25 protein-coding genes, 1 tRNA gene and 1 riboswitch are annotated in these 26,545 nt (G+C 71.2%); of the genes, 16 read left to right on the top strand and 10 right to left on the bottom strand.

Features of this window, described 5'->3' with window-relative positions:
- Positions 1 to 3: 3 nt before the first annotated feature.
- Positions 4 to 1,767: a glycoside hydrolase family 13 protein gene (locus AB4Y76_RS03650; protein ID WP_441922226.1), complete on the bottom strand. Its 1,764-nt coding sequence runs from the start codon at positions 1,765 to 1,767 to the stop codon at positions 4 to 6.
- Positions 1,768 to 1,858: 91 nt separating this feature from the next.
- Between AB4Y76_RS03650 and AB4Y76_RS03645 the strand changes: the two genes are divergently transcribed.
- Both AB4Y76_RS03645 and AB4Y76_RS03640 read left to right on the top strand, forming a co-directional pair.
- A tRNA-Thr gene (locus AB4Y76_RS03645) sits at positions 1,859 to 1,934 on the top strand.
- Positions 1,935 to 2,184: 250 nt separating this feature from the next.
- Entirely contained in the window at positions 2,185 to 2,586 is a 402-nt protein-coding gene (locus AB4Y76_RS03640) for a hypothetical protein (RefSeq protein WP_441922224.1), read from the top strand.
- A 28-nt stretch (positions 2,587 to 2,614) separates the two neighbouring features.
- Here AB4Y76_RS03640 and AB4Y76_RS03635 read toward each other — a convergent pair whose 3' ends face one another.
- Entirely contained in the window at positions 2,615 to 3,568 is a 954-nt protein-coding gene (locus AB4Y76_RS03635; protein ID WP_441922222.1) for a DUF389 domain-containing protein, read from the bottom strand.
- 119 nt (positions 3,569 to 3,687) lie between these two features.
- On the opposite strand from AB4Y76_RS03635, the gene AB4Y76_RS03630 reads away from it, so the two are divergent.
- Complete coding sequence (locus tag AB4Y76_RS03630; RefSeq protein WP_441922220.1) at positions 3,688 to 5,421, top strand: sulfatase family protein; 1,734 nt, start codon at positions 3,688 to 3,690, stop codon at positions 5,419 to 5,421.
- A gap of 12 nt (positions 5,422 to 5,433) precedes the next feature.
- Here the strand turns inward: AB4Y76_RS03630 and pdxY are convergent, their stop codons facing one another.
- Positions 5,434 to 6,306, bottom strand: a complete 873-nt coding sequence (pdxY, locus tag AB4Y76_RS03625) for a pyridoxal kinase PdxY (protein WP_441922218.1) — start codon at positions 6,304 to 6,306, stop codon at positions 5,434 to 5,436.
- 141 nt (positions 6,307 to 6,447) lie between these two features.
- Between pdxY and AB4Y76_RS03620 the strand changes: the two genes are divergently transcribed.
- Positions 6,448 to 8,070, top strand: coding sequence for a GMC family oxidoreductase (locus AB4Y76_RS03620; RefSeq protein ID WP_441922216.1), 1,623 nt, complete (start codon positions 6,448 to 6,450; stop codon positions 8,068 to 8,070).
- Between the two features lie 86 nt (positions 8,071 to 8,156).
- On the opposite strand, the gene AB4Y76_RS03615 is transcribed toward AB4Y76_RS03620, so the two are convergent.
- The 5 genes from AB4Y76_RS03615 to AB4Y76_RS03595 are packed head-to-tail and all read right to left on the bottom strand — an operon-like array spanning position 8,157 to position 12,766.
- Positions 8,157 to 8,936 (bottom strand): dioxygenase family protein, encoded by a 780-nt coding sequence (locus tag AB4Y76_RS03615; RefSeq protein WP_441922214.1) that lies wholly within the window; start codon positions 8,934 to 8,936, stop codon positions 8,157 to 8,159.
- Positions 8,937 to 8,996: 60 nt separating this feature from the next.
- A complete protein-coding gene (locus AB4Y76_RS03610) occupies positions 8,997 to 9,683 on the bottom strand; it encodes a uracil-DNA glycosylase (RefSeq protein ID WP_441922426.1) in 687 nt (228 codons plus the stop codon).
- Positions 9,684 to 9,690: 7 nt separating this feature from the next.
- Positions 9,691 to 10,566 carry an SGNH/GDSL hydrolase family protein gene (locus AB4Y76_RS03605; RefSeq protein ID WP_441922212.1) on the bottom strand — a complete coding sequence of 292 codons (876 nt, stop codon included), beginning with the start codon at positions 10,564 to 10,566 and terminating at the stop codon, positions 9,691 to 9,693.
- A gap of 32 nt (positions 10,567 to 10,598) precedes the next feature.
- On the bottom strand, positions 10,599 to 11,480 hold the full coding sequence (locus AB4Y76_RS03600; RefSeq protein ID WP_441922210.1) for an SGNH/GDSL hydrolase family protein: 882 nt from the start codon (positions 11,478 to 11,480) through the stop codon (positions 10,599 to 10,601).
- Positions 11,477 to 12,766: an alpha/beta fold hydrolase gene (locus AB4Y76_RS03595; protein ID WP_441922208.1), complete on the bottom strand. Its 1,290-nt coding sequence runs from the start codon at positions 12,764 to 12,766 to the stop codon at positions 11,477 to 11,479. Before AB4Y76_RS03595 ends, AB4Y76_RS03600 begins: the two co-directional genes overlap by 4 nt.
- Positions 12,767 to 12,900: 134 nt before the next feature.
- On the opposite strand from AB4Y76_RS03595, the gene AB4Y76_RS03590 reads away from it, so the two are divergent.
- Positions 12,901 to 13,743: an oxidoreductase gene (locus AB4Y76_RS03590; RefSeq protein WP_441922206.1), complete on the top strand. Its 843-nt coding sequence runs from the start codon at positions 12,901 to 12,903 to the stop codon at positions 13,741 to 13,743.
- A 7-nt stretch (positions 13,744 to 13,750) separates the two neighbouring features.
- On the opposite strand, the gene AB4Y76_RS03585 is transcribed toward AB4Y76_RS03590, so the two are convergent.
- On the bottom strand, positions 13,751 to 15,211 hold the full coding sequence (locus AB4Y76_RS03585; protein ID WP_441922204.1) for an alpha,alpha-trehalose-phosphate synthase (UDP-forming): 1,461 nt from the start codon (positions 15,209 to 15,211) through the stop codon (positions 13,751 to 13,753).
- Positions 15,212 to 15,406: 195 nt separating this feature from the next.
- On the opposite strand from AB4Y76_RS03585, the gene AB4Y76_RS03580 reads away from it, so the two are divergent.
- The 11 genes from AB4Y76_RS03580 (at position 15,407) to AB4Y76_RS03530 (ending at position 25,402) form a co-directional block, all read left to right on the top strand.
- Positions 15,407 to 15,703 (top strand): DUF3263 domain-containing protein, encoded by a 297-nt coding sequence (locus AB4Y76_RS03580; protein ID WP_441922424.1) that lies wholly within the window; start codon positions 15,407 to 15,409, stop codon positions 15,701 to 15,703.
- Between the two features lie 11 nt (positions 15,704 to 15,714).
- Positions 15,715 to 16,254, top strand: coding sequence for a LytR C-terminal domain-containing protein (locus AB4Y76_RS03575; protein WP_441922202.1), 540 nt, complete (start codon positions 15,715 to 15,717; stop codon positions 16,252 to 16,254).
- A gap of 34 nt (positions 16,255 to 16,288) precedes the next feature.
- Positions 16,289 to 17,125: a trehalose-phosphatase gene (otsB, locus tag AB4Y76_RS03570; RefSeq protein WP_441922200.1), complete on the top strand. Its 837-nt coding sequence runs from the start codon at positions 16,289 to 16,291 to the stop codon at positions 17,123 to 17,125.
- A gap of 75 nt (positions 17,126 to 17,200) precedes the next feature.
- Positions 17,201 to 17,353: riboswitch (SAM riboswitch) on the top strand.
- A 12-nt stretch (positions 17,354 to 17,365) separates the two neighbouring features.
- On the top strand, positions 17,366 to 18,637 hold the full coding sequence (gene thrC / locus AB4Y76_RS03565) for a threonine synthase (RefSeq protein ID WP_441922198.1): 1,272 nt from the start codon (positions 17,366 to 17,368) through the stop codon (positions 18,635 to 18,637).
- A 42-nt stretch (positions 18,638 to 18,679) separates the two neighbouring features.
- The gene (locus AB4Y76_RS03560; protein WP_441922196.1) at positions 18,680 to 18,955 is read left to right on the top strand and encodes a MoaD/ThiS family protein; all 276 of its coding nucleotides are present in this window, start codon (positions 18,680 to 18,682) and stop codon (positions 18,953 to 18,955) included.
- Between the two features lie 26 nt (positions 18,956 to 18,981).
- On the top strand, positions 18,982 to 19,638 hold the full coding sequence (locus AB4Y76_RS03555) for a Pr6Pr family membrane protein (RefSeq protein WP_441922194.1): 657 nt from the start codon (positions 18,982 to 18,984) through the stop codon (positions 19,636 to 19,638).
- A gap of 98 nt (positions 19,639 to 19,736) precedes the next feature.
- Positions 19,737 to 21,026 (top strand): ABC transporter substrate-binding protein, encoded by a 1,290-nt coding sequence (locus AB4Y76_RS03550; protein ID WP_441922192.1) that lies wholly within the window; start codon positions 19,737 to 19,739, stop codon positions 21,024 to 21,026.
- Positions 21,027 to 21,142: 116 nt separating this feature from the next.
- Entirely contained in the window at positions 21,143 to 22,066 is a 924-nt protein-coding gene (locus AB4Y76_RS03545) for a carbohydrate ABC transporter permease (RefSeq protein ID WP_441922190.1), read from the top strand.
- A complete protein-coding gene (locus tag AB4Y76_RS03540) occupies positions 22,066 to 22,962 on the top strand; it encodes a carbohydrate ABC transporter permease (RefSeq protein ID WP_441922188.1) in 897 nt (298 codons plus the stop codon). The genes AB4Y76_RS03545 and AB4Y76_RS03540 overlap by 1 nt, the downstream gene beginning before the upstream one ends.
- Positions 22,959 to 24,368 carry a GH1 family beta-glucosidase gene (locus tag AB4Y76_RS03535; RefSeq protein ID WP_441922186.1) on the top strand — a complete coding sequence of 470 codons (1,410 nt, stop codon included), beginning with the start codon at positions 22,959 to 22,961 and terminating at the stop codon, positions 24,366 to 24,368. Before AB4Y76_RS03540 ends, AB4Y76_RS03535 begins: the two co-directional genes overlap by 4 nt.
- Positions 24,365 to 25,402 (top strand): LacI family DNA-binding transcriptional regulator, encoded by a 1,038-nt coding sequence (locus AB4Y76_RS03530; protein WP_441922184.1) that lies wholly within the window; start codon positions 24,365 to 24,367, stop codon positions 25,400 to 25,402. The genes AB4Y76_RS03535 and AB4Y76_RS03530 overlap by 4 nt, the downstream gene beginning before the upstream one ends.
- Before the next feature lie 13 nt (positions 25,403 to 25,415).
- Here AB4Y76_RS03530 and AB4Y76_RS03525 read toward each other — a convergent pair whose 3' ends face one another.
- Positions 25,416 to 26,489, bottom strand: coding sequence for an ABC transporter ATP-binding protein (locus AB4Y76_RS03525; protein WP_441922423.1), 1,074 nt, complete (start codon positions 26,487 to 26,489; stop codon positions 25,416 to 25,418).
- Between the last annotated feature and the right edge of the window lie 56 nt (positions 26,490 to 26,545).

The following is a 26,545-nucleotide window of genomic DNA, read 5'->3' as shown; positions in this document are numbered from 1 at the left end:
GCCTCAGAGCCGCACCCGCCACACGGTCGCGCGCGGCGACCGGCCGCTGAGCCCGACGGTGTAGAGCTTCTCGACCAGACGCACGCCGGGGAGCTCGGCCTCCGGGGTGCCGTCGCGGGTCACCCGGACGAGCAGCGTCTCCAGCGGGTGCTCGCGCAGGTAGGCGATGTCGTCGGTCCCGACGTGGACCCAGCGCAGGCTGCCGCGGCGCAGCGCCACGTGCCGGCGACGCAGCGCCGCCAGGGCGGCGTACACCTCCGGCGTCGCCGGGTCCCAGGTCTCCTGGTCCTGCCACGGCATCGTCCGGCGCGAGTCCTCGCCGTCGGTGCCCTCCAGGCCGAGCTCGTCGCCGGCGAACACCATCGGCACGCCGGGCAGCGTGAACTGCAGGACGACGGCCAGGTGGTGCAGGTCGGCCGACCCGGTGGTGGTGCGGATCCGCGGGGAGTCGTGCGAACCGAGGATGTTCCAGCTGGTGCCCAGCGCGCGCCAGCCGAAGCTCGCCGCGAACTCACGCATCGACCGGACCACCGCGGTCCCGTCGCGCCGTGGCACGCCCACCGGCAGACCGAAGCTCGGCACCGGCCGCCACGGGTCGCGCAACCACTCCCAGATCGGGAACGAGAAGCCGTAGTAGTTCATCGTCCCGTGCCAGCCGTCGCCGTCCAGGTCGCCGGTGGCGTCGTGACCGTGCTCGGCCAGCACCAGGGCGTCCGGCCGGACCTCGGTCGCGGCCTCGCGGATCTCCCGCGCCACCCGGTGGGCGACGTCGACGTCGGCGCGCCTGCCGGTCATGTTGGCGACGTCGATCCGCCAGCCGTCGAGGCCGAACTCGAGCCAGCGCCGGACCACGTCGCGGAAGCGCCGGCCGACCTCCTCGTCGAGGTGGTCGAGCTTCGGCAGGGTGCCGTGCCCCTTCCAGCCCTCGTGGCTGCCGTCGGGGGCGAAGTAGTAGAACGAGCGCTCGCGGCTCGTCGGGTCGGCCTGCGCGATCCGGAACCACTCGTGGGTGTCGCCGGTGTGGTTGCTGGTGAGGTCGCCGAACACGCGCAGGCCGCGGGCGTGCGCCGCGTCGACCAGCCGGCGGTAGGCCTCGTCGCCGCCGAGCAGCGGGTCGACCTCGTCGAAGGTGCTGGCGTTGTAGCGGTGGTTGGACTCTGCCGGGAAGACCGGCGTCAGGTAGATCGTGTCGAAGCCGAGGGCGACCACGTGGTCGAGGTGCTCGACGATGCCGTCGAGGTCGCCGCCGTAGAACTGCAGCGGCGTGATCGGTCCTTCGTGCACCGGGTCGTCCGACCACTGCGCGGGGACCGCCCAGTCGGGGATCGGCCGGGCGTCGGCGGCCGCCGAGCGGGCGAAGCGGTCCGGGAAGATCTGGTAGACGGCCGCGTCGCGGCCCCACGCCGGCGCGGCGTCGTACGACGTGATCCGGAAGTCGTGCGCGTCGGTGACGTCGCGGTCGTGGACGCCGGCCTGGTTGAGCCAGCGGAACGAGTCGCCCTCGACGACCATGAACCGGTAGCGCTGCACCGGGTTGCGGACGTGCACCTGCCCGGTCCACCAGATGCTGGTGCCGTCGACGTGCTCGACCTCGCAAGGGCTGAAGAACGGCTCGCCGTCCTCGACCGTCCGCAACCAGATCGCGTCGGCCGGCCGGTCGGCGTGGGTGCGCACCCGGACCTGCACGGAGGAGCCCAGCGGTGCGGTCTCCTGCTTCAGGTACAGGGGGGAGCCGTCATGGTGCGGCTCGTGCAGGAGGGGGTCCACGAGGACATCCTCCCCGATGTCCGCTTTGTCCTGCCAATCGAGTGGGGCGTCCGCGCCGGTACGATGGCGCCCGCGGTCCGGCGGACCGCTCGCCGGTGTAGCTCAGTTGGTAGAGCGTCTTACTTGTAATAAGAGGGTCGCGGGTTCGAATCCTGTCACCGGCTCCATGACACACCGGATGAAACCGGGCATTTTTTCCCATGATCCGCCCTGGTGGTGCCATCGATCTTCCGATTGTGGACGGTAACTGTGAGGCACATCTGCCGATATCCGGGGAAGATCGCGCACGCTCGGCGCCTTGGAGACACGTTTCGCGGTATTATTCCCGGTCAACTTCCACGGTGTACAACGCTACGACGCGTGATGTTCCCTCAGTTCTCCAGCCAACTGGACGACAAATCCGGAGCACACAGGTCGATGGCCCAGACGAAGAACCAGCAGCGCGCGGCAGACGCCGTCGCCGCGCGGATGGCGCACCTGGAGTGGAACAACACCCAGCTCGTCGCGGCGACCAAGGCCGACCCCGGCACGATCGGCGACTTCCTCAACGGCAAGCGCTGGCCGAAGCTCGGGACCCAGGGCAAGATCGAGCGCGCGCTCGACTGGCCGGCCGGCACCCTCCGCATGATCGCCGCCGGTGGCCCTGCCCCCGATCCCGACAGCGGTTCCGGCGGCCCCCGGCACACCCTGGAGCAGCAGGACGACGTGCTGCGCTTCCGGCGCCCGGCCGGAGTCTCCGACCAGCAGTGGGACCACGTCCGCACCCTGGCCGAGGACTTCATCGCCTGGCAGATCGACCGGACGGCGCACGAGCGCTGAGGTCGTCGCGGCCGTCCTGCTCCCGGGCTCAGCCGGACGTCGCGAACCGCTCCCGGCGGTGCAGGATCCGCTTCCACACCTGCTGCTGCAGCAGCAGGGTCAGCCAGCCGGCGACCGCCATCGCGGAGATGTTCAGGAGCAGCTGCGCCGAGCTGCCGTAGGTCTCCTGGCTGAGGCCGAAGGCGAGCCCGAGGGCGATGTTGCCGGCCGCCGGCACCGTGGTCACTGAGATGAACACCCCGGAGAGGCCGCCGACCCGCGCCGAGGTCAGGGACAGCACCCCCGCGGCCGCCGCGATCACCGCCACGATGAACGACCACTTGTCGGGCGTGTAGATGAATCCGGTGGCGGGCCGGTCCGCGGTGACCTGCTCGACGGTGACCCAGCCGAGGGCCCGGGCGGCCAGCGCCGCCAGCGTGGTCAGCGCGATCGCGAGGACGAAGCCGATCGCCAGAGTGCTCGCCGCCCGGCGCAGCAGTGCGGGGCGGCGTCGTACCAGGGCAACGCCGAGCGCGGCGATCGGCGCGAACTCGGGGCCGATCACCATGGCGCCGATGGTGAGGATCTGGGAGTCGAGCACGATCGCGATCGCCGCGATCAGCGTCGCGAGGGTGAGGAACGCGCCGTAGGTCCAGTTCAGCTCCGACTCCTCGTAGGACCGGTAGGTGACGTCCGCCCAGACGACGGCGTCGGCGCTGCTGCCCGGCGCCAGCCGCTCGGCCTCGAAGGCGGGCCGCGAGAACCAGGCACCGACGTCCTCGATGTGCACCGTCCCCTCCACGCCGACGCCGAGCGCGTGCAACCGCTCGATGACGGCGTTGGCCGCCTCGCGGGCGACGTCGACCATGATCACGTCGCCGCCCTCCGGGCGGACGCACGCCCCGGGCAGGCGCGACAGACTGCTCACCGCGGGATCGGAACGCAGCTCCTCGATGACGGATTCGGCGAGGTCGGACGGCAGGGACAGTCTGAGGTGGATCACCCGCCCAGCATGGCGGAACGGGAGCCCTGATCGCGGCACGTAGGCTGGCGGCGGCCGAGCGCAGGCGCGCTCACCGACCAGGCCGTGGAGGCGCCAGCACGGTGCCGAGAAGGGGAACTGTGATCGACGCGCGCACCCATCGCACCGCACGTGCCGCCGGCGTGGCCGCGCTGCTGGCCGGCCTGGTCGCCGCTCTGGCCGCGTGCGGCGGCGGGTCCGACCGGCCCGCGGCCGGACCCACGAGCCCGGCCCCGGTGCCGACCGCGACCGGCGCGCCCGCGGCGGTGGACCGGCCGAACATCCTGGTCATCGAGGCCGACGACATGCGCACCGACGAGCTGCGCTGGATGCCGAACGTGCGGAAGTTCCTCGGCGGCACCGGCCTGACGTTCGAGAACTCCTTCGCGCCGTACCCGCTGTGCTGCCCGTCGCGCGCCAGCTTCCTCACCGGCCGCTACGCCCACAATCACCACGTCCTCAGCCATGTCTCGCCGTTCGGGTTCGGCTCGTTCGACGACTCGACGACGGTCGCGACCCGGCTGCACGACGCCGGCTACCAGACGGCGCTGGTCGGCAAGTACCTCAACGGGTACGGCGAGCAGGCGATCCACGGCACCGACGAGCCGTCGCTCACCTACGTACCGCCGGGCTGGACCGCCTGGCACGCCGGGTCGGACCACAAGTGGCGCCCCGGCGAGAAGTACGACGGCACTGTGATGCACGGCGGCACCTACGCCTACTTCCACCTGACCCAGAACATCGACGGCACGATCAAGTCCTTCCCCGGGAGGTACAACACCTCGGTGCTCGCCCGGCAGACGCGGAACCTGATCACGCGGTTCTCCGCCGCGAAGCAGCCGTGGTTCGTGTGGTTCACCCCGATCGCCCCGCACCACGGCAGCCCGCGCGAGCCCGACGACCCGCGGCTCACCCTGCGCGGCACCGGCCCCGGTCACATCCGCTGGGTGACGCCGGCCCGGCCGGCCTGGGTCAAGGGCCGCTTCGACGACCGGATCACCCACGGACTGGGCACGCCGGCGCACGGGTCCGCCGAGGCCGACGTCTCGGACAAGCCGAAGTGGCTGCGCCGCTACCCCGAGCTCAACGATGCCGAGAAGGCCGCCGAGACGACGATCAGCCGGCAGCGCGCGGAGGCGCTGTACGTGCTGGACCGCGAGATCGGCAAGACGCTCGCGACGCTGCGCAAGACCGGGCAGTACGACCGGACCGTGCTGGCGTTCACCTCCGACAACGGCTACTACCTGGGCGAGCACCGCAAGCGCCAGGGGAAGATCGAGCTGCACGAGCCGTCGCTGCGGGTGCCGTTCCTGATCAGCGGTCCGGGGATCCCGCACGGCCGCCGCTACGACCCGATCACCACGGTCGACCTGGCGCCGACCTTCTCGGCGTTCGCCGGGATCGGCCGGATGCCGAAGGCCGACGGCGTCGACCTGACCCCGGTGATCACCGGTGGGGACCGCGGCTGGGACCGGCCGGTCGTCACCGAGGGCCGGATGGGCAACTACCCGACGACGGACTTCCACGGTCCGTGGAACTCCCAGCTGAACACCCGTGGGATCCGGCTCGGCCGGTGGAAGCTGACCGAGTACTCCACCGACGAGAAGGAGCTCTACGACCTCGAGCGCGACCCGCTGGAGCTGCAGAACCTGGCGGCCGACCCGGCGTACGCCGACGTGCTCGCCCGGATGCAGCGGGTGTGGCTGCGCTACAAGGACTGCGCCGGCGCGGCGTGCTCGGCCCCGCTCCCCGCCGACCTGCGGACCTCGGTCGCGGAGACCCGGCAGATCACCGAGCACGAGACGGACCGGGTCGCCGAGTACTACGGCGGCTGATCCTGGGGGGAGCTAGCCGACCTGCTCGACCAAGAACTGCATCCGCGGGTGCGCGTAGGTCTCCTGCGACTCGACCAGCCGGAGCTCGCGGGCGCCGGCCTGGAGGGTGTTGGTGAGCAGGTCGAAGACGCTGGAGGTCGTCCGGGCCAGGGCGGCCGCGGGGTCGCCCGTCCCGCTCAGGTGCGCGGAGAACAACGCGGCCGTGACGTCGCCGGACCCGTTGGCCTTCATCGCCAGCCGCGGCGTGGTCACCTGCCAGGTGCCCGCACCGGTCACCGCCAGCATCGAGATGGTGCCCTCGGCCTGGCCGGCGTGCTCGACGCTGGTGACCAGGACGGTGTCCGGGCCGGTAGCGCGGGCGGCGTGCGCGGCCGCGATCACGGTGTCGAGCGTCGGGGCCGGCGCCTCGGCGGAGCCGTCGAACGCCTCGGTCAGGTAGGCGAGCTCGAACTGGTTCGGGGTGATCACGTCGGCCCGCGCGACGACCTGCTCGCGCAGCAGCACCGGGATCGCCGGGTCGACGAAGCAGCCGCTGCGGGCGTTGCCCATCACCGGGTCGCAGGCGTAGCGGGCCGCCGGGTTCGCCGCCTTCACCCGTGCGACCGCGTCCAGGACGACGTCGGCGATCTCCGGGCTTCCCTGGTAGCCGGAGAGCACCAGGTCGACCTCGGCGAGGGCGCCGCGCTCCTCGATCCCGAGGATCACCTCGCGGACGTCGGCGCCGGCGAGCACGGGGCCGCGCCAGGCGCCGTACCCGGTGTGGTTGGAGAAGTTGACGGTGTTGACCGGCAGGACTTCGTGGCCCAGGCGCTGCAGCGGGAAGACGGCGGCGCTGTTGCCGACGTGGCCGTAGGCGACCGCTGACTGGATGGAGAGGATCCGCACGCCCCCGATCCTGCCACTCCCGGTCCTCGGGACCTTCGGCCCAGTATCGGGACGCGTCTGTTCCAGCAAACTAGAACTTGTTACATTTATCCGAGCTCGGGGTGACCCGGCTCACCCCCGTCGGATGAATGAGGATGAAGCATGGCAAAGCAGCGGGCCAACGAGGCTGACTACGTCGTCGTCGGATCGGGCAGCTCGGGGAGCGCGGTCGCCGGCCGCCTCGCGCAGGCGGGTCACAGCGTGATCCTGCTCGAGGCGGGCAAGAGCGACGAGAAGTTCCTCGTCAAGAAGCCCGGCATGATCGGCCCGATGCACGCCGTGCCGGAGATCAAGAAGACCGTCGACTGGGGCTTCTACTCCGTGCCGCAGAAGCACATCCTCGACCGCAAGATGCCGGTCCCGCGCGGCAAGGTCGTCGGCGGCTCGTCCTCGGTCAACGGCATGGTCTACGTCCGCGGCAACCGCGCCAACTACGACTCCTGGGCGGCCGAGGGCAACACCGGCTGGGACGCCGACTCGGTCAACGCGGCGTACAAGCGGATGGAGGACTTCGAGGGCGGCGCGGACGACTACCGCGGCGCCGGCGGTCCGATCCGGATCTCGAAGTGCAAGTTCCCGCAGGAGGGCACCCACCAGTTCCTCGAGGCCACCTCGAACGTGCTCGGCGTGCCGATCAACGAGGACTACAACGGTGCCTCCCAGGAGGGCATCTCCTACATGCAGCAGAACGCCGCCGAGGGCCTGCGCTACAGCGCCTCCCGCGGCTACGTGCACAACCTCGCCCCGGCCACCCTCGAGCTGCAGAGCGAGGTGATGGTCACCAAGGTCAACATCGAGAACGGCCGCGCCACCGGCGTCGAGGTGACGGACAAGAAGGGCGGCACGCGGACGATCCGCGCCGGCAAGGAGGTCATCCTCTCGGCCGGCTTCGTCGGCTCGGCCCAGCTGCTGATGCTCTCCGGCGTCGGCCACGCCCAGCACCTGCGCGACCACGGCATCCAGGTCGTCTCGGACCTGCCGGTCGGCGACAACCTGCACGACCACATGTTCCACGCGCTGACCTTCCACACCACCTCGACGAAGATGAAGGGCAACGCCTTCTTCTTCGCCAAGGGCATCGCGAAGGAGATCATGCGCCCGGGGACGACGTTCCTGGCGAACTCGGTCTTCGAGTCGGTCGGGTTCGTCAAGACCTCGCAGGCCGTGGGCGACGTCCCGAACATGCAGCTGCACATGCTGCCGTGGTCCTACGTCTCGCCGAACCAGGACGAGGCGATCCGCCACGACGTCGACCCCCGTACGGCGATGACCGTGCTGGTCTCGCTGATCTACCCGAAGAGCCGGGGAACCCTGCGGCTGTCGTCGGCCGACCCGACGGCGACCCCGTTGATCGACTTCAACTACCTCGCCGAGTCCACCGACCTGGACCTGCTCCTCGAGGGCTCGGAGATGACCCGCGCGATCATGGCCGACAAGGCCTTCGGCGGTGCCTGCAAGGAGGAGATCCACCCGGGCATCGGCCTGAAGGGCAGCGAGCTGCGCCAGGAGATCCTGAACCGCGCGACCTCGATCTACCACGGCGTCGGCACCTGCCGGATGGGCGTCGACGAGCTCTCCGTCGTCGGTCCCGACCTCAAGGTCCGTGGCGTCGAGGGCCTGCGCGTCGCGGACGCCTCGATCATGCCGTCGATCACCGGCGGCAACACCAACGCCCCGGCCATCATGATCGGCGAGATGGCCGCCTCGCTCATCCTGGGAGCCTGACCCAAGCACGTTGAATGGGGACTTCCGGTCCGTTGAGTTGGAGACTCCGTCCCCAACTCAACGGACCGGAAGTCCCCATTCAACGGTCAGGCGACGAGCAGGCTGCGCTTGGAGAGGCCGAGCCAGAAGCCGTCGATGACCTGGTCGCCGGGGGCCTCGGGGTCGAGGGCGGCGCCGAGGGTGACGAAGAGCGGCGTGTAGTGCTCGACGGTCGGGTGCGCGTACGGCATCCCCGGCGCCTTCGTCCGGTACGACGCCAGCTCGGCCACGTCGCCGCGGGAGAGCGCCTCGGCCGCCCAGTGGTCGAAGTCGGTCGACCAGCCGGGGGCGGCGGCGTCGATCCGGAAGTCGGTGAGGAACGGCAGGCCGTGGGTGAGGAAGCCGGACCCGATCACCAGGACGCCCTCGTCGCGGAGCTCGCGCAGCCGGCTGCCCAGGGTGAGCAGCTGGTAGGGGTCCTGGGTCGGCAGCGACATCTGCAGCACCGGGATGTCGGCTTCGGGGTACATGATCGTCAGCGGCACCCAGGCGCCGTGGTCGAGGCCGCGGCTGGCGTGCTGGTGCACCTGCTCGGTGTCCGGCATCATCGCGGCGACCCGCTGGGCGAGGGCGGTGGCGTCCGGGGTGTCGTAGCGCATCCGGTAGTACTTCGGGTCGAAGCCGCCGAAGTCGTAGACCAGCTCGGTGCCCGGACCGCTGGCGCTCAGCGAGAGCGGTGCGGACTCCCAGTGCGCGCTGACGATGAGGATCGCGCGCGGGCGGGCGAACGTGCCGGCGAGGTCGCGCAGCTGGCCCGACCACACGGGGTCGTCGAGGAGCGGCGGCGCTCCGTGGCCGATGTACAGAGCAGGCATCCGGTCGTTCATGGGAGTCATGTTAGTTCAACATTCAAGTAACTGTCTATGTTCCTGACTCCCAGGTTCCCGCTACGGCAGCTTCCAGTCCACCGGCGCGCCGCCCTGCTCGACGAGCAGCGCGTTCACCCGGCTGAACGGCCGGGAGCCGAAGAACCCGCGGTGCGCCGACAGCGGGCTCGGGTGCACCGACTCGACCCACGGGACCGGGCCCAGCCGCGGCTTGAGCGACTGCGCGTCCCGTCCCCAGAGGATCGCCGCCAGCGGGCCGCCGCGCTCGGCGAGCACCGTGATCGCCCGCTCGGTGACCGGCTCCCAGCCCTTGCCGCGGTGCGCGTTGGAGACCCCCGGCGTGACCGTGAGGGTCCGGTTCAGCAGCAGCACGCCGGCGTCGGCCCACGGCGACAGGTCGCCGGTCGACGGCGGTGGCACCCCGAGGTCGGCGCAGAGCTCCTTGTAGATGTTCACCAGGCTCGGCGGCAGCGGCCGCACGTCCGGGGCGACCGAGAAGGACAGCCCCACCGGGTGGCCCGGCGTCGGGTACGGGTCCTGCCCGACGACGAGCACCTTCACCTCGGCCAGCGGCCGCTGGAACGCGCGCAGCACCTGGTCGCCGGCGGGCAGGTAGCCGCGGCCGGCGGCGATCTCGTCACGCAGGAAGCGACCCATCGCGACGAGGTCGGGCTCGACCGGGGCCAGCGCCTCGGCCCAGTCCGCCGCGACCAGCCCCCGGCCGACCAGGTCGTCGAGGGTGCTCAGCGCCGGCTCACTTCTTCACCAGCGGCGCGAGCATCCCGGCGACCGCCTGGTGGTAGGTCAGCGTCGGGTGCAGCGAGGCGCCCAGCGACCCCGCCCCCTTGATCCCGTTGACCCACGGGTCCGCCGAGCAGATGTCGTGGCCCTCGGAGGCGTCGTACGTGCTCAGGTAGGTGACCTTCTCGTCGGCGGCCACCTGCTTGTACGCCGCCTCGATGTCCGCGGCGGCGCGCCGTCCGCGGTCCAGGGCGGCCTGCGGCAGCGGCAGCTTCGCCGGGCAGGAGCCGGTCTCGGGCAGCCCGCGTGGGTAGCCGACCAGCACGACCTGGGCCTCCGGCGCCCGGGACTTGATCTCGTCCAGCGCCGATCCGACCCGCGCCACGGCCGCGGTGATCGCCTCCTGCACGTCGCTGTAGGGCAGCTTCAGGTAGGCGTCGCAGGTGGCCTTCGCGCCGGCGCTGGGCAGGCAGGCGTAGCTGAGCACGTAGGCAAGACCCTTGTCGTTGAGGCCGATGCCGAGAGTGACCAGGCTGGTCTGCGCGTCGACCGCGTCGAGCTGCGGCGGGTTCACGCCGCCTCCCTGGGTCTGGCGCTCGCTCAGGTTCGTGGTCTCGGCGCCGCCGCAGGTCACGTCGTCGACCTGCAGGTCGAGCTTCGCGGCGAGCAGCTTGGGATAGTCCTGCTCCGAGCGGTAGCAGGCCAGGTCGTCGACCGGGGTGATCCCGGCGCCCGAGGAGTAGGAGTCGCCGAGGGCCGCGTAGGCCCGGGCGTCGACGGGCTCCTTGCCCGGGTCGCTGCCGCCGCCGCAACCGGCGAGGGCGGCGGACACGGCGACCAGCGCGACCAAAGTCGCGGCGTACCGGGGGAGGGGGCGTCGGGTGCGCATCGCGGTCGATGATAGGCGTGCCGTGGTGACGCTCAGCGCGCCGCGAGCCCCTGGACCACGGCGTCGACGGCGTCCGCCGCCGCCTGCTGCGCGGGGGCCAGCGGCATCAGCGCGAAGTTCCGCCCGCGCGGCGCGCTCGCCGGGCGGACCCACGGCTCGGTGGAGCAGACGTCGTGGCTCGACGTCGCCGGCCACAGGTCGGCGAAGTACGAGCCGGTCTGCCGGGCCGCCGACTCGGCGTACGCCTGGAACTGGGTGAACATGAGCGCGGTCCCGGCGTAGTCCTCGGCGCGTGCGGTCGCGACCGCGGGGCACGGGTTCTCGTCCGGGATCACCTTCGGGTAGCCGACGACCACGATGTACGCCGACGGCGCCTTGTCCTGGATCGCCCGCACCACCTGGGTGATCGCCTGCCCGGCCGCGGCGGCCTCGGGCGCGAGGGTGGCCGCGGGGATCTGCTGCTTCCCGCAGGGCAGCACCATGCAGACCCGGAACCCGCGGTTCAGGAGGTCGGCGTCCTGGATCCCGACCGTGAGCGTGACCAGGTCGGTGCCCGGGGTCAGTGCGTCGAGCTGCGCGGGCAGCCGGCCGCTGCCGTCGGGGGAGTCCGAGGCGTGCAGCACCGCGTCCGAGGTGGCGCCGGTGCAGGTCACGTCGGTGAGGTCGACCTTCAGGTGCGCGGCGACCAGGGCCGGGTAGTTGTCCTGCGAGCGCAGGCAGCCGCCGGCCGGGTCGGTCGTCCCCGCGTACGGCGCCGAGGCGTAGGCGTCCCCGAGGGCGACGTACTGCTTGATCTCGCGGACCGGCTGCTCGGTGTCGCCGACGCCGAGCCCGCCCGAGCCGCAGCCGGCCGCGGACGCGGCGAAGACCGCCACCAGCCCGATGCGCGCGGCCCCGAGGAGCGCGCGCCTCATCGCTTCTGCGCCAGGTCTCGGGAGGAGGACGAGGTGAACCGCCGCTCGCGGTTCGAGCCGATCGCGGACCGGTCCGGTGCGACCTCGGCGGGAGCAGCGGCCTTCTTCGCGGCCTTCTTCGCCGGCGCCTTCTTCGCGGCTGCCTTCTTGGCGGCTGCCTTCTTGGCGGTGGCCTTCTTGGCGGTGGCCTTCTTCGGGGCGGCGGCCTCCGAGCGGTCGTCCGGGGTCGAGTACTGCGCGATCCACTCGTCCATCACCACCCACGTCGTACGACGCGCCGCCCGGCCGGTGAGCATGCCGAGATGCCCGCCGGGGACGATCTCGAAGCGCACCTCGTGGGCGTTCTTGAGCAGCCCCACCAGGTGCTTGACCGCCGGGATCGGCGCGATGCCGTCGGTGTTGCCGGCGAAGACCAGGGTCGGCGCCGTGATCGCGGCGAGGTCGATCTCGCGCCCGGACAGCTCCACCTTGCCGCCGCTGAGCTGGTTGTGCTTCAGCATCCGGTGGTACATCTGCCCGAAGGTGCGGCCCGGGTAGGCGATCATGTTCGCGGTGAACCGGTCGACGGCCTCGATCTGGGCCAGCCACTCGGCGTCGTCGAGGTGCTGCAGGATCGCCAGCGGCTTGGTCAGCACCTTGGTGCCGCTGCTGAGCTGGAACGCGCGCCGCACCAGCGGCTTCGGGGCACCGCCCATGGCCCGGTAGATCTGGGTGACGACGCCGCCGTCGGTGAGCCGCAGGAGCGGGCGCAGCGGGGCGACGAGCGGGACCTGGCGGACGTCGAACGGGGAGCCGACGACGGTCAGCGAGGCGATCGGCAGGTTCGGCTGCGCGGCCGCGACCAGGGTCGCGAAGATCCCGCCGAGGGACCAGCCGATCACGTGCACCGGACGGCCGCCGGCGTGCTCGCTGGCGGCCTTGATCGCCTCCGGGACGACTTCCTCGACCCAGTGCTCCATCCCGAGGTTGCGGTCCTTGAACGAGATCTCGCCGTACTCGACGAGGTAGGTCGGGCGCCCGGCCTTGACGAAGTGCTCGACCAGCGAGCAGTCCCGGCGGAGGTCGAAGCAGAGCGCCGGCGCGGCCAGCGGGGTGACCAGCAGGACCGGGTCCCCGGTCGAGCGGACCTGCTTCTGGGGTCGGTAGTGGTAGACCTCGCGCAGCGGCCCGTCGTCGATGAGGGTTCGGGGCATGGGGCGCAGGTCCGCCAGCCCGCCGTACAGCATCTTGTGCGCGACGTTGCTGGCGGCGGAGGCGACCTGGTCCGGCTTCGGGATCAGATCCATGCCTCGAAAACTACCAATTACGGGTCGGCGTTACGGGTCGCTCGTCCGAAACCGCCGCGATGTGACCGAAGCGACCCCGGCCAGAGCCTGGTCCGACCATGGACACCCCGGCGACGGGCCGGTAGGAACGGCCCATGACCAACGGATCCCCCGTCGCCCTGGTGACCGGCGCGTCCTCCGGGATCGGCGCCCGCACCGTGACCGAGCTGCTCGCCGCCGGCTTCACCGTGTACGCCGTCGCCCGCCGCGTCGAGCGGATGCAGGACCTCGCCGCCGCCGGTGCGCACGTGCTCGCCATGGACGTCACCGAGGACGCCTCGATGGTCGCCGGCGTCGAGCGGATCGTCGCCGAGCAGGGCCGGATCGACGTGCTGGTGAACAACGCGGGCTACGGCTCCTACGGCGCGGTCGAGGACGTCCCGATCGACGAGGCCCGCCGCCAGTTCGACGTCAACGTCTTCGGCCTGGCCCGGCTCACCCAGCTGGTCACCCCGCACATGCGGGCGCAGGGCGCGGGCCGGATCGTCAACGTGAGCTCGATCGGCGGGAAGTTCTACGAGCCGTTCGGCGCCTGGTACCACGCGACGAAGTTCGCGGTGGAGGGGTTCAGCGACTGCCTGCGCCTGGAGCTCAAGCCCTTCGGCATCAAGGTCGTGATCATCGAGCCGGGGCCGATCATCACCGAGTGGAACGAGATCGCCCGCGACTCCCTGCTGGAGCGGTCGGGCAGCACCGCCTACGCGCGCTGGGCCAAGCGCGCCCACCAGGTCCTGACCGAGTTCGACAAGCCGGGCCGCGCGTCGACGCCGGAGACGGTGGCCCGCAAGATCCGCAAGGCCGCGACGACCGCCCGCCCGGCAGCCCGCTACCCCGTCGGTCGGGGCGCCCGCGCGATCACGCTGAGCCGCGACCTCACGCCGGACGCGGTCTTCGACCAGGTCGTCGGCCGGATGTTCGGGTCGGGCAAGCAGGCCTGAGCCGCCGTCAGGACCGACGGGCCGGCTTGACCTGCTTGTCGTGCCCCTGCCGGACCAGGGCGAGGTCCTCGAAGAACGAGGACGCCCAGGTGGCGACGTCGTTCTCGGCGACGGTCTTGCGCATCGCCTTCATCCGGCGGCGCTGCTCCTTGTCGTCGGCCAGGTAGGCCTCGAGCATCTGGGCCTTCATCCCGTTGATGTCGTAGGGGTTGACCAGGTAGGCCTGGCGCAGCTCCTCGGCGGCGCCGGCGAACTCGGAGAGCACCAGCGCCCCGTCGCCCTCGATCCGGGAGGCGACGTACTCCTTGGAGACCAGGTTCATCCCGTCGCGGAAGGGCGTGACGACCATGATGTCGGCGGCGACGTACAGGGCCGCCATCTCCGACTGCGGGAACGACGCGTTGAGGTAGGAGATCGCCGGGCGGCCGATCCGGCCGAGGTCGCCGTTGATGTGCCCGACCAGGCGGTCGATGTCGTCGCGCAGGATCCGGTACTGGTCCACGCGCTCCCGCGACGGGCTGGCGACCTGCACGAAGGTGGCGTCCTCGACGGTGAAGTGGCCGTCGTGGATGAGCTCGCTGAAGGCGCGCAGCCGGGCGTAGATGCCCTTGGTGTAGTCGAGCCGGTCGATGCCGAGGAAGAGCTTGCGCGGGTTGCCCAGGTCCGAGCGGATCCGGGCGGCGCGCTCCTGCACCTCCGGGGAGGCGGCGAGCGCCTCGAACGCGGCGGTGTCGATCGAGATCGGGTAGGCCTTCGCGGTCACCATCCGGCCGTCGGGCAGGTAGACCGAGTCGCGGTGCGTCTTGTGCCCCACCCGCTGGCGGACCAGCCGGATGAAGTTCTGCGCGGCGCCGGAGAGCTGGAACCCGACGATGTCGGCGCCGAGCAGGCCCTCGAGGATCTGCCGGCGCCAGGGCAGCTGGCTGAACAGCTCGGCGGGCGGGAACGGGATGTGCAGGAAGAAGCCGATCCGGAGGTCCTCGCGGAGCTCGCGGAGCAGGGCCGGGACCAGCTGGAGCTGGTAGTCCTGCACCCAGACCATCGCGCCCTCGGCGGCCGCTTCCGCGGCGGCCTCGGCGAACCGGCGGTTGACCTCGACGTAGGAGTCCCACCACTCGCGGTGGAACTCCGGCTTCGCGACCACGTCGTGGTAGAGCGGCCACAGGGTGGCGTTGGAGAAGCCCTCGTAGTACTCCTCGTACTCCGTGGCGGAGATCGTGACCGGGATCAGCGCCATGCCCTCGTGCTCGAAGGGCTTCACGTCCTCGACGACGTCGCCGGGCCAGCCGATCCAGGCGCCGGGCTGCTTGGCCATCACCGGGGCCAGTGCGCTGACCAGGCCGCCGGGGGAGCGGCGCCAGGTCACCGACCCGTCCGGCTGCACCACCCGGTCGACGGGCAGCCGGTTCGCGACGATCACCAGGTCCGCGCGTGCGGCGCCCGCGGCGCGGCGCCTCGTTCCAGTCACGTCCCCACCCTAGAGGTCCGGGCGGGTCCGGTGCGCCCGGGCGCGCTCGGGGCGCGCTCGGGGCGCGCTCCGGGGGCGTTTCGGGCCGCTCGCGACATTCCGGGGAGGCGAATGACATCCGTGTGGTTCGTCCCCTAGGATGGCCGGAGTCCCATGACTGAGTCTGATGGAAGCAAGCCCGAGGAGCCGACGACGATGGCCGCCAGTCACGCCCTGAACTCCGGTCAGCCCGGCGAGTCCGGCGCGCTGTCGGAGCGCGATCGCGGCATCCTCGACTTCGAGCGCCAGTGGTGGAAGTTCGCCGGCGCCAAGGAGACCGCCGTCCGCGAGAAGTTCGACATGAGCTCGACGCGGTACTACCAGGTCCTCAACGCCCTCATCGACCGTCCCGAGGCGCTCGCGCACGACCCGCTGCTGGTCCGTCGCCTGCGTCGCCTCCGTGCCGCCCGCCAGCGGCAGCGCTCGGCCCGCCGCCTCGGGTTCGAGCTCTGACGGGTGTTCCGATGAGGTTCACCCGGGTCCGGGACGAGCGCGGTTTCGTGCTCCCGACCCGCCTGATGGTCTTCAGCATCTCCGCCGTCGCGCTCGGCGGCCTGGTGTTCATCGCGACCCAGAACGACGACGCCGACGTGGCCTCGAACGCGAGCGCCACCTCCTCGGCGCACGCGAAGCCGACCGCGAAGCCGTCGCAGACCGCGGCGCCCGAGACGCCCGCGCCCGACGTCGTCGTCACCCCGACCGCGACCCCCAAGCCGCCGCCGGTGGTGAAGAAGGGGCAGCTCTACGTCGTCGTCTTCAACAACTCCAACGTCAAGGGCCTGGCCGGCAAGACCGCCACCCGCGCCCAGGGTGCCGGCTGGAACGTCGTCGGCTCGGACAACTGGTACGGCACCGTCGACACCAGCACGGTGTACTACGGCGACAAGATGAAGGCCGCCGCGCAGCTGCTGGCCAAGGATCTCGGGATCAAGTCCGTGAAGCCGGCGGTCGACCCGATGCGCTCCGACCGGCTGACCGTCATCCTCACCGCTGACTACCAGTAGGCGCGGTCCGGTCGACCTCTGGTTGAGTGGACCCATGGAGTTCCGCTCCGCCACCGGCGCCGACGCGTACCACGCCGTGGTCCGCGCGGGCGCCGACCTGCTGGTGGCGCTCGACTTCGACGGCACCCTCTCGCCGATCGTGGAGAACCCCGAGGTCGCGCTGATCCACCACCGCGCCGGGCCGCTGCTGGTCGACCTGGCCGCGCGGGTGGGCACGATCGCCGTGGTCACCGGCCGACCGGCCCGGCAGGTGCTCGCCCTCGGCGGCCTCGACGAGGTCGGGAACGCGATCGGCGAGCTCGGCCGTGAGCTCGTCGTCCTCGGTCAGTACGGGAACGAGCGCTGGACCTCCGGCGTACGCCGGGTGGTCTCTCCCAAGCCACCGGCCGGTCTCGCCAGCCTGATCGGCGACCTGCCGCGGCTGCTCCGCCGGGCCGACGTCCCGGACGCCTGGGTCGAGGAGAAGGGCCTCGCGGTCGCGGTGCACACCCGGCGCTCGACGGATCCGAGGGCGGCGTTCGAGCGGGTGCTGCCGATCCTGCGCGAGGCGGCCGAGGCCCGGAACCTGACCGTCGAGCCGGGGCGGTTCGTGGTCGAGATCCGGGCGGCCGGCATGGACAAGGGCATCGCGCTGCGGCGGCTGATCGACGAGACCGGCGCGAAGGCCGCGGTGTTCGTCGGTGACGACCTCGGCGACGTGCCGGCGTTCGAGACGATGCTGGCGCTGCGGGCCGAGGGGGTGCCGACGCTGCTCGTCTGCTCGGGATCCGACGAGCAGTCCGAGCTGCGCGAGCTGGCGGACATCGTGGTGGCCGGCCCGGACGGCGTGATGGACTTCCTCGGCACGCTCGCCGACGCCCTCGGGGGCTGACCACGGTCCGAGACGCGCGTCTCAAATGCCGGAATCGATGTGCACATTCTGAGACGCCTCCTTAGGCTGGTGCACAGCTCATCCAGAGGGACTGAGGGAAACGGCCCGTCGAAGTCCCGGCAACCGCCGCTCGAGCCTCCGCTCCGCGCCTGATCCCAGGCCGGCCGGATTCGACGGTGTGGTGCCAAATCCGTCCCGGTCCGAGAGTCGGCCCGGGGAAGATGAGAAGGAGGCCTTCCTTTGAGCGACGTTACGACGACGACTGCTGGCACCGTGCTCCGCGACGGCGCCTTCGGCTACGCCACCGGGCTGATCTGCCGCGAGTGCGGCACCACCCAGGAGCTCGGCCCGCACTACGCGTGTCTGGAGTGCTTCGGTCCGCTCGAGATCGCCTACGACTTCCCGGCCGTCACCCGCGAGCAGATCGAGGCCGGCCCCGCGAACATCTGGCGCTACAAGGCGCTGCTCCCGGTCCCCGACGACATCGAGCAGTCCCCGAACACCGAGCCGGGCTTCACCCGCCTGCTGGAGGCGAACAACCTCGGCCGCGAGCTCGGCATCGACAAGCTCTGGGTCAAGGACGACTCCACCAACCCGACCAACTCCTTCAAGGACCGCGTCGTCGCGTGCGCCCTCAGCGCCGCTCGCGAGTTCGGCTCGAAGGTCTTCGCCTGTCCCTCCACCGGCAACCTCGCCAACGCGGTCGCCGCCGCCGGCGCCCGGGCCGGGATCAAGACCGTCGTCTTCATCCCGAGCAACCTCGAGCAGCCGAAGCAGGTCAACTCCGCGATCTTCACCGAGTCGCTGGTGGCAGTCGACGGCAACTACGACGACGTCAACAAGCTCGCCTCGGAGATCGCCGGCGAGGAGGACGGCTGGGCGTTCGTGAACGTCAACGTCCGCCCGTTCTACGCCGAGGGCTCCAAGACCCTGGGCTACGAGATCGCCGAGCAGCTCGGCTGGCGGATCCCCGACCAGATCGTCATCCCGGTCGCGTCCGGCTCGCAGCTGACCAAGGTCGACAAGGCGTTCCAGGAGCTGATCAAGCTCGGCCTCGTCGAGGACAAGCCCTACAAGATCTTCGGCGCCCAGGCCGAGGGCTGCGGCCCGGTCGCCACCGCCTTCAAGGCCGGCGTCGACGCGATCCGCCCGGTCAAGCCGGACACCATCGCCAAGTCGCTGGCGATCGGCAACCCGGCCGACGGCATCTACGTCCTCGACATCACCCGCCGCAGCGGCGGGGCTGTCGAGGAGGTCACCGACGACGAGATCCGCGCCGGCATCGTCCTGCTCGCCCGCACCGAGGGCGTCTTCACCGAGACGGCCGGCGGCACCACCGTCGCGGTGCTCAAGAAGCTCGTCGAGACCGGCCAGCTCGACCCGACGCTGGAGACCGTCGCGATCAACACCGGCCACGGGCTGAAGACGCTGGACGCGATCAGCGGTCAGGTCGGTCCGGTCGCCACGATCGCGCCGACGTACGACGCCTTCGCCGCCGCCGACATCATCTGATCAGCGCAGCCTGATCCGCCACTACCGAGGAGAGCCTGCACCATGAGCGTGTCCGTCCGGATCCCCACCATCCTGCGCACCTACACCGGCGGTGCGTCCGAGGTGAGCGCCGAGGGCGCCGACCTGGCCGCCGTGCTGGAGGACCTCGAGGCGAACCACCCGGGCATCAAGGCGCGCGTGCTCGACGACGCCGGCGACATCCGCCGGTTCGTCAACGTGTACGTCGGCAACGACGACGTCCGCTTCCTGGAGAACCTCGGCACCGCCACCCCTGACGGCGTGCAGATCTCGATCATCCCGGCCGTCGCCGGCGGGTGATCCGGGGGCTCCCCTAGTCTCCGTCCATGACGCGGGCACGCTGGTTCCACCTGGTCACCTTCCTGGTCGCGACCTTCGCCGTCGCCCTCCAGCTCGTCCTCGTCTGGCAGGGCCACGTGGTCCTCGACGAGACGAACCGGCCGGACCGCGGGACGCGGCTGGTCCGGTTCGCGTCGTACCTGACGATCTGGAGCAACGTGCTGGTCGCCTGGTCGACCGGCACGCTGGCGTTCGGCCGGGACCGGGACACCCGGGTGTGGCGGGCGCTGCGGCTCGACGCCGTGGTGATCTGCTTCGGCGGCGGCCTCGTGCACTTCTTCTTCCTGCGCCCGCTGCTCGACCTGCACGGCGCCGACCTGCTCGCCGACCGGCTGCTGCACGTGGTCGTGCCCCTGCTGGCGGTGGCCGGCTGGCTGGTCCTCGGCCCGCGAGGCCGGGCGACCGCGGCGGACGTCGGGCCGTTCCTGGTGCTGCCGCTGGTCTGGCTCGCGTACACGCTGGTGCGGGGCGCGTTCGCCGGCTGGTACCCGTACCCCTTCCTCGACGTCGACGAGCACGGCTACCTGGTGGTGGCCTTGAACTGCGTGCTGGTCGCGGCGCTGATGCTCGCTCTCGCGCTCGGCGCGGTGGCGTTGGACCGGCGACTTGCGCAGCGCGCGCACGGCGACCCGGCGAGGACGTGATGGGAACGTTCCCATTCACCCCTTGACACTCGCGTGTGACTGGGGTCACAGTGCATGGGAACGCTCCCATCCCGGGAGGCCAGGAGACGAGGACGGACATGAACTCACACAGGATCGCCGCGCTGGCGGCTCTCAGCATGGTCGCTTCCCTCGGGCTGACGGCGTGCGGCGGCAGCGGCGACGGCGGGTCGGACAGCGAGACGGGCACCCTCCGGGTCAGCGTCTTCGGGAACTTCGGCTACGACAAGCTCTACAAGCAGTTCGAGAAGGACCACCCGGGCGTCAAGATCGTGGAGTCCTCCGAGGGCGACCTCGGGAAGTACAACACCCAGCTGACCCAGCGCATCGCCGCCGGGAGCGGGGCCGGCGACGTGGTCGCGATCGAGGAGGGCCAGGTCATCAGCATGCTGGAGGGCGCCGACAAGTTCGTGAACTTCCAGGACCACGGCTCCAACGAGAAGACCGACCAGTGGCTGCCCTGGAAGTACCAGCAGGCCACCACCGCCGACGGCAAGACGACGATCGGCCTCGGCACCGACGTCGGCGGCCTGGCGATGTGCTACCGCACCGACCTGTTCGCCAAGGCGGGTCTCCCGACCGACCGTGACCAGGTGAGCGCGCTGTGGCCGACCTGGGACGACTTCATCGCCACCGGCAAGCGGTTCCAGTCCGGGATCAAGAACGACAAGGTCCATTTCATCGACGCGGCGACGAACACCTACAACTCCATCCTGATGCAGTCCGGTGACCACACCTACTTCGACAAGGACGGCAAGCTCGTGATCGAGTCGAACCCGGCGGTCAAGGACGCCTGGGACGAGTCGGTGAAGATGGTCGACGCCGGGATCAGCGCCAAGCTGAAGTCCTTCTCCAACGAGTGGAACGCCGGCTTCAAGAACGGCTCGTTCGCGACCGTCGCCTGCCCGGCCTGGATGACCGGCTACATCAAGGACCAGGCCGGTGAGTCGGGCAACGGCAAGTGGGACGTCGCGGCCGTCCCGGGCGCCGGCGGCAACTGGGGCGGCTCCTTCCTCGGGGTGCCGAAGCAGAGCAAGCACCAGAAGCTCGCGATCGAGCTGGTCGACTTCCTGACCAGCGCCGACGGTCAGATGGGGGCCTTCGAGGAGGTCGGCAACCTGCCGTCCAACCCGACCCTGTACACCGACCCGAAGCTGCTGGACTTCTCCAACCCGTACTTCAACAACGCCCCCACCGGCAAGATCTTCGCGGCGGGCGCCAGCTCGCTGGAGCCGGTGTTCCTGGGTGCCAAGAACGTCCCGGTCCGCGATGCTGTCGAGAACGCGCTGCGCAGTGTCGAGTCGGGACAGCGATCCTCCGCCGAGGGCTGGAACGCCGCCGTCAAGGACGGCACCGCAGCCGCCGGCTGAGTCAGGCCGACCGTGCGCGGCGCACGGTCGTGGCGGCGGGTCGAGCACGACACGGGGCTCGACCCGCCGTCTCCCTGGTCGACGTCGGTCGCAACGAGGCAGGAGGAGGGGCAGCGATGGCAAGGACCACCACCCGGCGTCGCCGGTTCGGCTCGTGGGTCGACAGCCACGCGATCGGCTATGCGCTGGTCTCGCCGTACTTCCTCGTGTTCGCGGTCTTCGGCCTGTTCCCGTTGCTCTACACCGCGTGGGTGTCCCTGCACGACTGGAGCCTGCTCGGCTCGCACACCTGGATCGGCTTCGACAACTACACCGAGCTGTTCGGCGACCCGTACTTCTACAACGCCCTGAAGAACACCCTCGGCATCTTCGTGCTCGCCACCGTGCCGCAGATCTTCATGGCGCTCGCGATCGCCCAGCTGCTCAACCGGGTCTTCCGCGCCAGGACCCTGTGGCGGATGAGCGTCCTGGTCCCGAGCATCACCTCGGTGGCCGCGGTCGGCATCATCTTCACCCTGATCTTCGCCCGCGACTACGGCCTGGCGAACTGGGCGCTCGGCCACGTCGGCGTCGACCCGGTCGCGTGGCAGGAGCACCGCTGGTCCTCGTGGCTGGCCATCGCGACGATGGTCGACTGGCGGTGGACCGGGTACAACGCGCTGATCCTGCTGGCCGCGCTCCAGGCGGTGCCTCCCGACCTCTACGAAGCGGCCGAGCTCGACGGGGCGGGCGGCTTCAAGCAGTTCTGGCACATCACCATCCCGATGCTCCGGCCGACGCTCGTCTTCGTCACCCTGATCTCGATCATCGGAGGGATGCAGCTGTTCACCGAGCCGCTGCTGTTCAACACCGGGGCCAACGCGATCAGCGGTGGCACCACCCGGCAGTTCCAGACGCTGACGATGTACCTGTACGAGAAGGCGTTCACCGGCCAGGAGTTCGGGTACGCCTCCGCGATCGCCTGGGTGATGTTCCTGCTGATCGCGGTCATCGGCGCCCTCAACGTGCTCCTCATGAACCGACGGATGCGAGGCGTCTGATGGCCGCCGACATCGCCGTCTCCACCGTCGCGACCCCGCCGGCGCACCTGGACCCCCCGACGGCCCCGCCGCGGCGCAGGTCCCGCGGGTGGCCCGTGCTGCTGGTGCTCACCGTGGTCGCGCTGCTCTCGGTCTTCCCGCTCTACTTCATGCTGGTGATGGCCTCGCGGACCAACGACGACATCGCCTCGGTGCCCCCGCCGCTCACCCCGGGCGGCGAGCTGTTCGGCAACATCCGCCGCGTCTTCGGCAACGCCGACGTGATGTTCTCCCAGGCGGTGCTGAACAGCTTCCTGGTCGCCGCCGTCAGCACCGCCGCGGTGGTGATCACCTCGTGCATGGCCGGGTTCGCCTTCGCCAAGCTCCGGTTCCGCGGGCGGGACGTGCTGCTGGTGGCCGTCGTCGCCACCATGATGGTGCCGATCCAGCTCGGCCTGGTCCCGCTGTACATGCTGATGACCAAGCTCGGCCTGGCCGGCACGCTCCAGGCGGTGACGCTGCCCTTCCTGGTCAGCGGCTTCGGCGTGTTCTTCATGCGCCAGTACGCGCTGGTCGCCATCCCCGACGAGCTGCTCGACGCAGCCCGGATGGACGGCTGCTCGTCCTGGAAGACCTTCTGGTACGTCGTCCTCCCGGCGCTGCGCCCGGCCGCGGCCGTCCTCGGCCTGCTCGCGTTCATGGAACGCTGGAACGACTTCCTCTGGCCCTACCTGGTCCTCGACGTCGAGCACCCGACGGTCCAGGTCGCCCTCTCCCGGCTCTCCGGCGGCTACTACTCCGACCAGGCGCTGGTGATGGCCGGGACGCTGCTCGGCGTCGTGCCGCTCTTCCTGGTGTTCGTGCTCTTCGGCCGGCAGATCGTCGGCGGCCTGATGCAGGGAGGGGTCAAGTCATGACCGCGACGAAACGCGCCGCACCCCCGGACCGGGTGGCTCGCGCGGCCGCCGGGCCCGACCCCGGTTCCTTCCCCGCGGACTTCGTCTGGGGCGCCGCCACCGCGTCGTACCAGATCGAGGGTGCGGTCGCCGAGGACGGACGCACGCCGTCGATCTGGGACGCTTTCGCGGCGACCCCCGGCCGGGTGCGCGGCGGCGACACCGGGGCGGTCGCCTGCGACCACTACCACCGGTACGCCGAGGACGTGGACCTCGTCGCCGGCCTCGGGCTCGGCGCCTACCGGTTCTCGCTGGCCTGGCCGCGGATCTGCCCGGACAGTGACGGGCGCGTCAACGCGGCCGGGCTCGACTTCTACGACCGCCTCGTCGACGCCCTGCTCGCCCAAGGGGTCACGCCCTGGGCGACGCTGTACCACTGGGACCTGCCCCAGGTTCTCGAGGAGCGCGGCGGCTGGCCGTCCCGAGACACCGTGGACCGCTTCGTCGAGCTGACCGCCGCGGCGCACGACCGCCTCGGCGACCGGGTGCACCACTGGATCACGCTGAACGAGCCGTGGTGCTCGGCGTTCCTCGGCTACGCCTCCGGTCTGCACGCGCCCGGCAGGACGGACGGGGACGCCGCGGTGGCGGCCGCCCACCACCTGCTGCTCGCGCACGGCCGGGCCGTCGAGGTGCTCCGGGCGGATCCGCAGGCGCAGGTCGGCATCTCGGTGAACCTCTACCCGGTCGTCCCGCTCGACGACCGGCCCGGCAACCTCGACGCGGCCCGCCGGATCGACGGCCTGCAGAACCGCTGGTTCCTCGACCCGCTGCTGCTCGGCAGCTACCCGGCCGACGTCCTCGAGGACCTCGGTCTCAGCGCGAGCCCGGCATGGCTGCGCGACGGGGACCTGGCCGAGATCAGCCGGCCGCTGGACTTCCTGGGCATCAACTACTACACCCGGCACACGGTCCGGTCCGGCGCGTACCCCGGCAGCGCGGGCGTGGAGTTCCTGGACCCGAGGGGCCCGCTGGCGGCCAACGGCTGGGGCGTGGAGCCGGACGGGCTCGCCGACATCCTCACCCGGATCACCCGGGACTACGGCGACGTCCCGCTCGTCGTCACCGAGAACGGCTCCGCCTGGGACGACGCGGTCGACGCGGCCGGCGCCGTCGAGGACGCCGAGCGCACCGACTACCTCGCGTCCCACCTGGAGGCGTGCTCGCGGGCGATCGCGGCCGGCGTACCGCTCCGCGGCTACTTCGCCTGGTCCCTGCTGGACAACTTCGAGTGGGCCGAGGGGTACGCGGTCCGCTTCGGCCTGGTCCACGTCGACTACGCGACCCAGAAGCGGACGACGAAGGCCAGCGGCCGCTGGTACGCCCGCTTCGTCGAGGATCACCGGGCCTCCATACTGGGACCATGACGCGCAAGCCCAGCCAGGGCCCCACCCTGGAGCAGGTCGCGGCGCTCGCGGGCGTGGGGCGCGGCACGGCGTCACGGGTGATCAACGGCTCGGAGCAGGTCTCCGAGCGCAGGCGGCAGGCGGTCGAGGCCGCGGTCGCCGAGCTCCAGTACATCCCGAACGCGGCGGCCCGGACGCTGAAGACCCGCAGGACCGACACGGTCGCCCTGGTCATCGCCGAGTCCGAGGACCGGATCTTCGGGGAGCCGTTCTTCGCCGGCGTCGTGCGCGGCATCAGCACCGCGGTGTCGGCGGCCGGCAAGCAGCTCGTCCTGCTGCTCTCCCAGGCCGGTGCGCGGAGCGCCCACCTGGAGGCCTACCTGAGCCGTCAGCACGTCGACGGGGTGCTCCTGCTCTCGCTGCACGACGACGACCGGCTGCCCGCGGTGATCCGGTCGCGCTCGCTGCCGATGGTCCTGGGCGGGCGAGGTGCCGGCGTCGTCGACGCCCCCTGGGTCGACGTCGACAACCAGCACGGCGCGGCGCTCGCGGCCGAGCTCCTCGTCGCCGTCGGCTGCCGCGAGATCGCGACGATCACCGGGCCGCTCGACATGATCGCCGGGCGCGACCGGTACGACGGCTTCCGCGCCGCGCTCTCCGCGGCCGACCGCGGGCTCCCCGCGGAGCTGGTGGCCACCGGCGACTTCAGCCAGAGCAGCGGCGCCCGGGCGATGGCCGAGCTGCTGGAGCGCCGTCCCGGGATCGACGGGGTCTTCTGCGCCAACGACCCGATGGCCGCCGCCGCGCTCCAGGTGCTCCGCGACGCCGGCCGCCGGGTGCCCGAGGACGTGTGCGTCGTCGGCTTCGACGACTCGCCGCTCGCGCTCACCACGAGCCCCCCGCTGACGACCGTGCGCCAGCCGCCGGAGGAGATGGGGCGGGCGATGGTCGAGGTGCTCCTGGGCCGGCTCGAGGACCCGGACGGGGAGCCGGTCGAGACCCGGGTGCTGCAGACCAGCCTGGTTGAGCGTGGCAGCACCCGGCCGCGGGGCTGAGGCACCCCCGGGGTCAGAGGCGCTGGCCGCTGGCGGTGTCGAAGACGTGCACGGCTCCCGGGTCGGCGGTCACGTGGACGACCTCCCCGGACCGGTGGCCGCTGCGGGCCCCGACCCGGATGACGACGTCGCGCGGCTGCGCGTCGCCGTACGTCGCGCCGTACAGGAAGGCGTCCGAGCCGAGCTCCTCGACGAGGTGGATCCGGACCGGGATGCCCCCGTCCGCGCCGTTGAGCCGGAACGCCTCGGGGCGGATGCCGAGGGTCACCGGCCCGGTGGCCCGGGTGAGAGCCGAGCGCTCCAGGGGCACCTGGAAGGTCCCGATCTCGGCCTGCCCGTCGGCGAGGCCCGCGTCGAGCAGGTTCATCGCGGGTGACCCGATGAAGCCGGCGACGAAGAGGTTGGCGGGCTCGTCGTAGAGCGCGAGCGGGGTGTCGACCTGCTGGAGCACGCCGTCCTTCATCACCGCGACCCGGTCGCCCAGGGTCATCGCTTCCACCTGGTCGTGGGTGACGTAGACGGTGGTGATCCCGAGACGGTGCTGGAGCGCGGCGATCTGGGTTCGCGTGCTCACCCGGAGCTTGGCGTCGAGGTTCGACAGCGGCTCGTCCATGCAGAAGACCGCCGGCTCGCGCACCAGGGCGCGGCCCATCGCGACGCGCTGGCGCTGTCCGCCGGAGAGCTCCTTCGGCTTGCGGCCGAGCAGGTCGTCGATGCCGAGGAGGCGCGCGGTCTCGCCGACCCGGCGACGCTGCTCGGCCTTGTCGACGCCGCCGATCCGGAGCGAGAACGCGATGTTCTCGGCGACCGTCATGTGCGGGTAGAGCGCGTAGCTCTGGAAGACCAGCGCGATGTCGCGGTCCTTGGGGGGCGTCGTGGTGACGTCGACGTCGCCGATCAGGATCTGGCCCGACGTGACCTGCTCCAGGCCGGCCAGCATCCGGAGGCTGGTGGACTTGCCGCACCCGGATGGACCGACGAGGACCAGGAACTCGCCGTCGGCGATCTCCAGGTCGAGGCCGGAGACGGCGGGCCGGTCGGCGCCGGGGTACCGGCACTCCGCGTTGCGGAACGAGACCGAGGACATGGTGAGGGTCTCCTTCACCGGCAGGAACGTGCCGGACGATCCGAGTGAGGGTGAGA

This window comes from Marmoricola sp. RAF53 (genome assembly GCF_052114005.1).
Taxonomy (GTDB): domain Bacteria; phylum Actinomycetota; class Actinomycetes; order Propionibacteriales; family Nocardioidaceae; genus Marmoricola.
The sequence above is the reverse complement of the archived record's forward strand: the minus strand, read 5'-3'. Positions and strand labels throughout refer to the sequence as shown.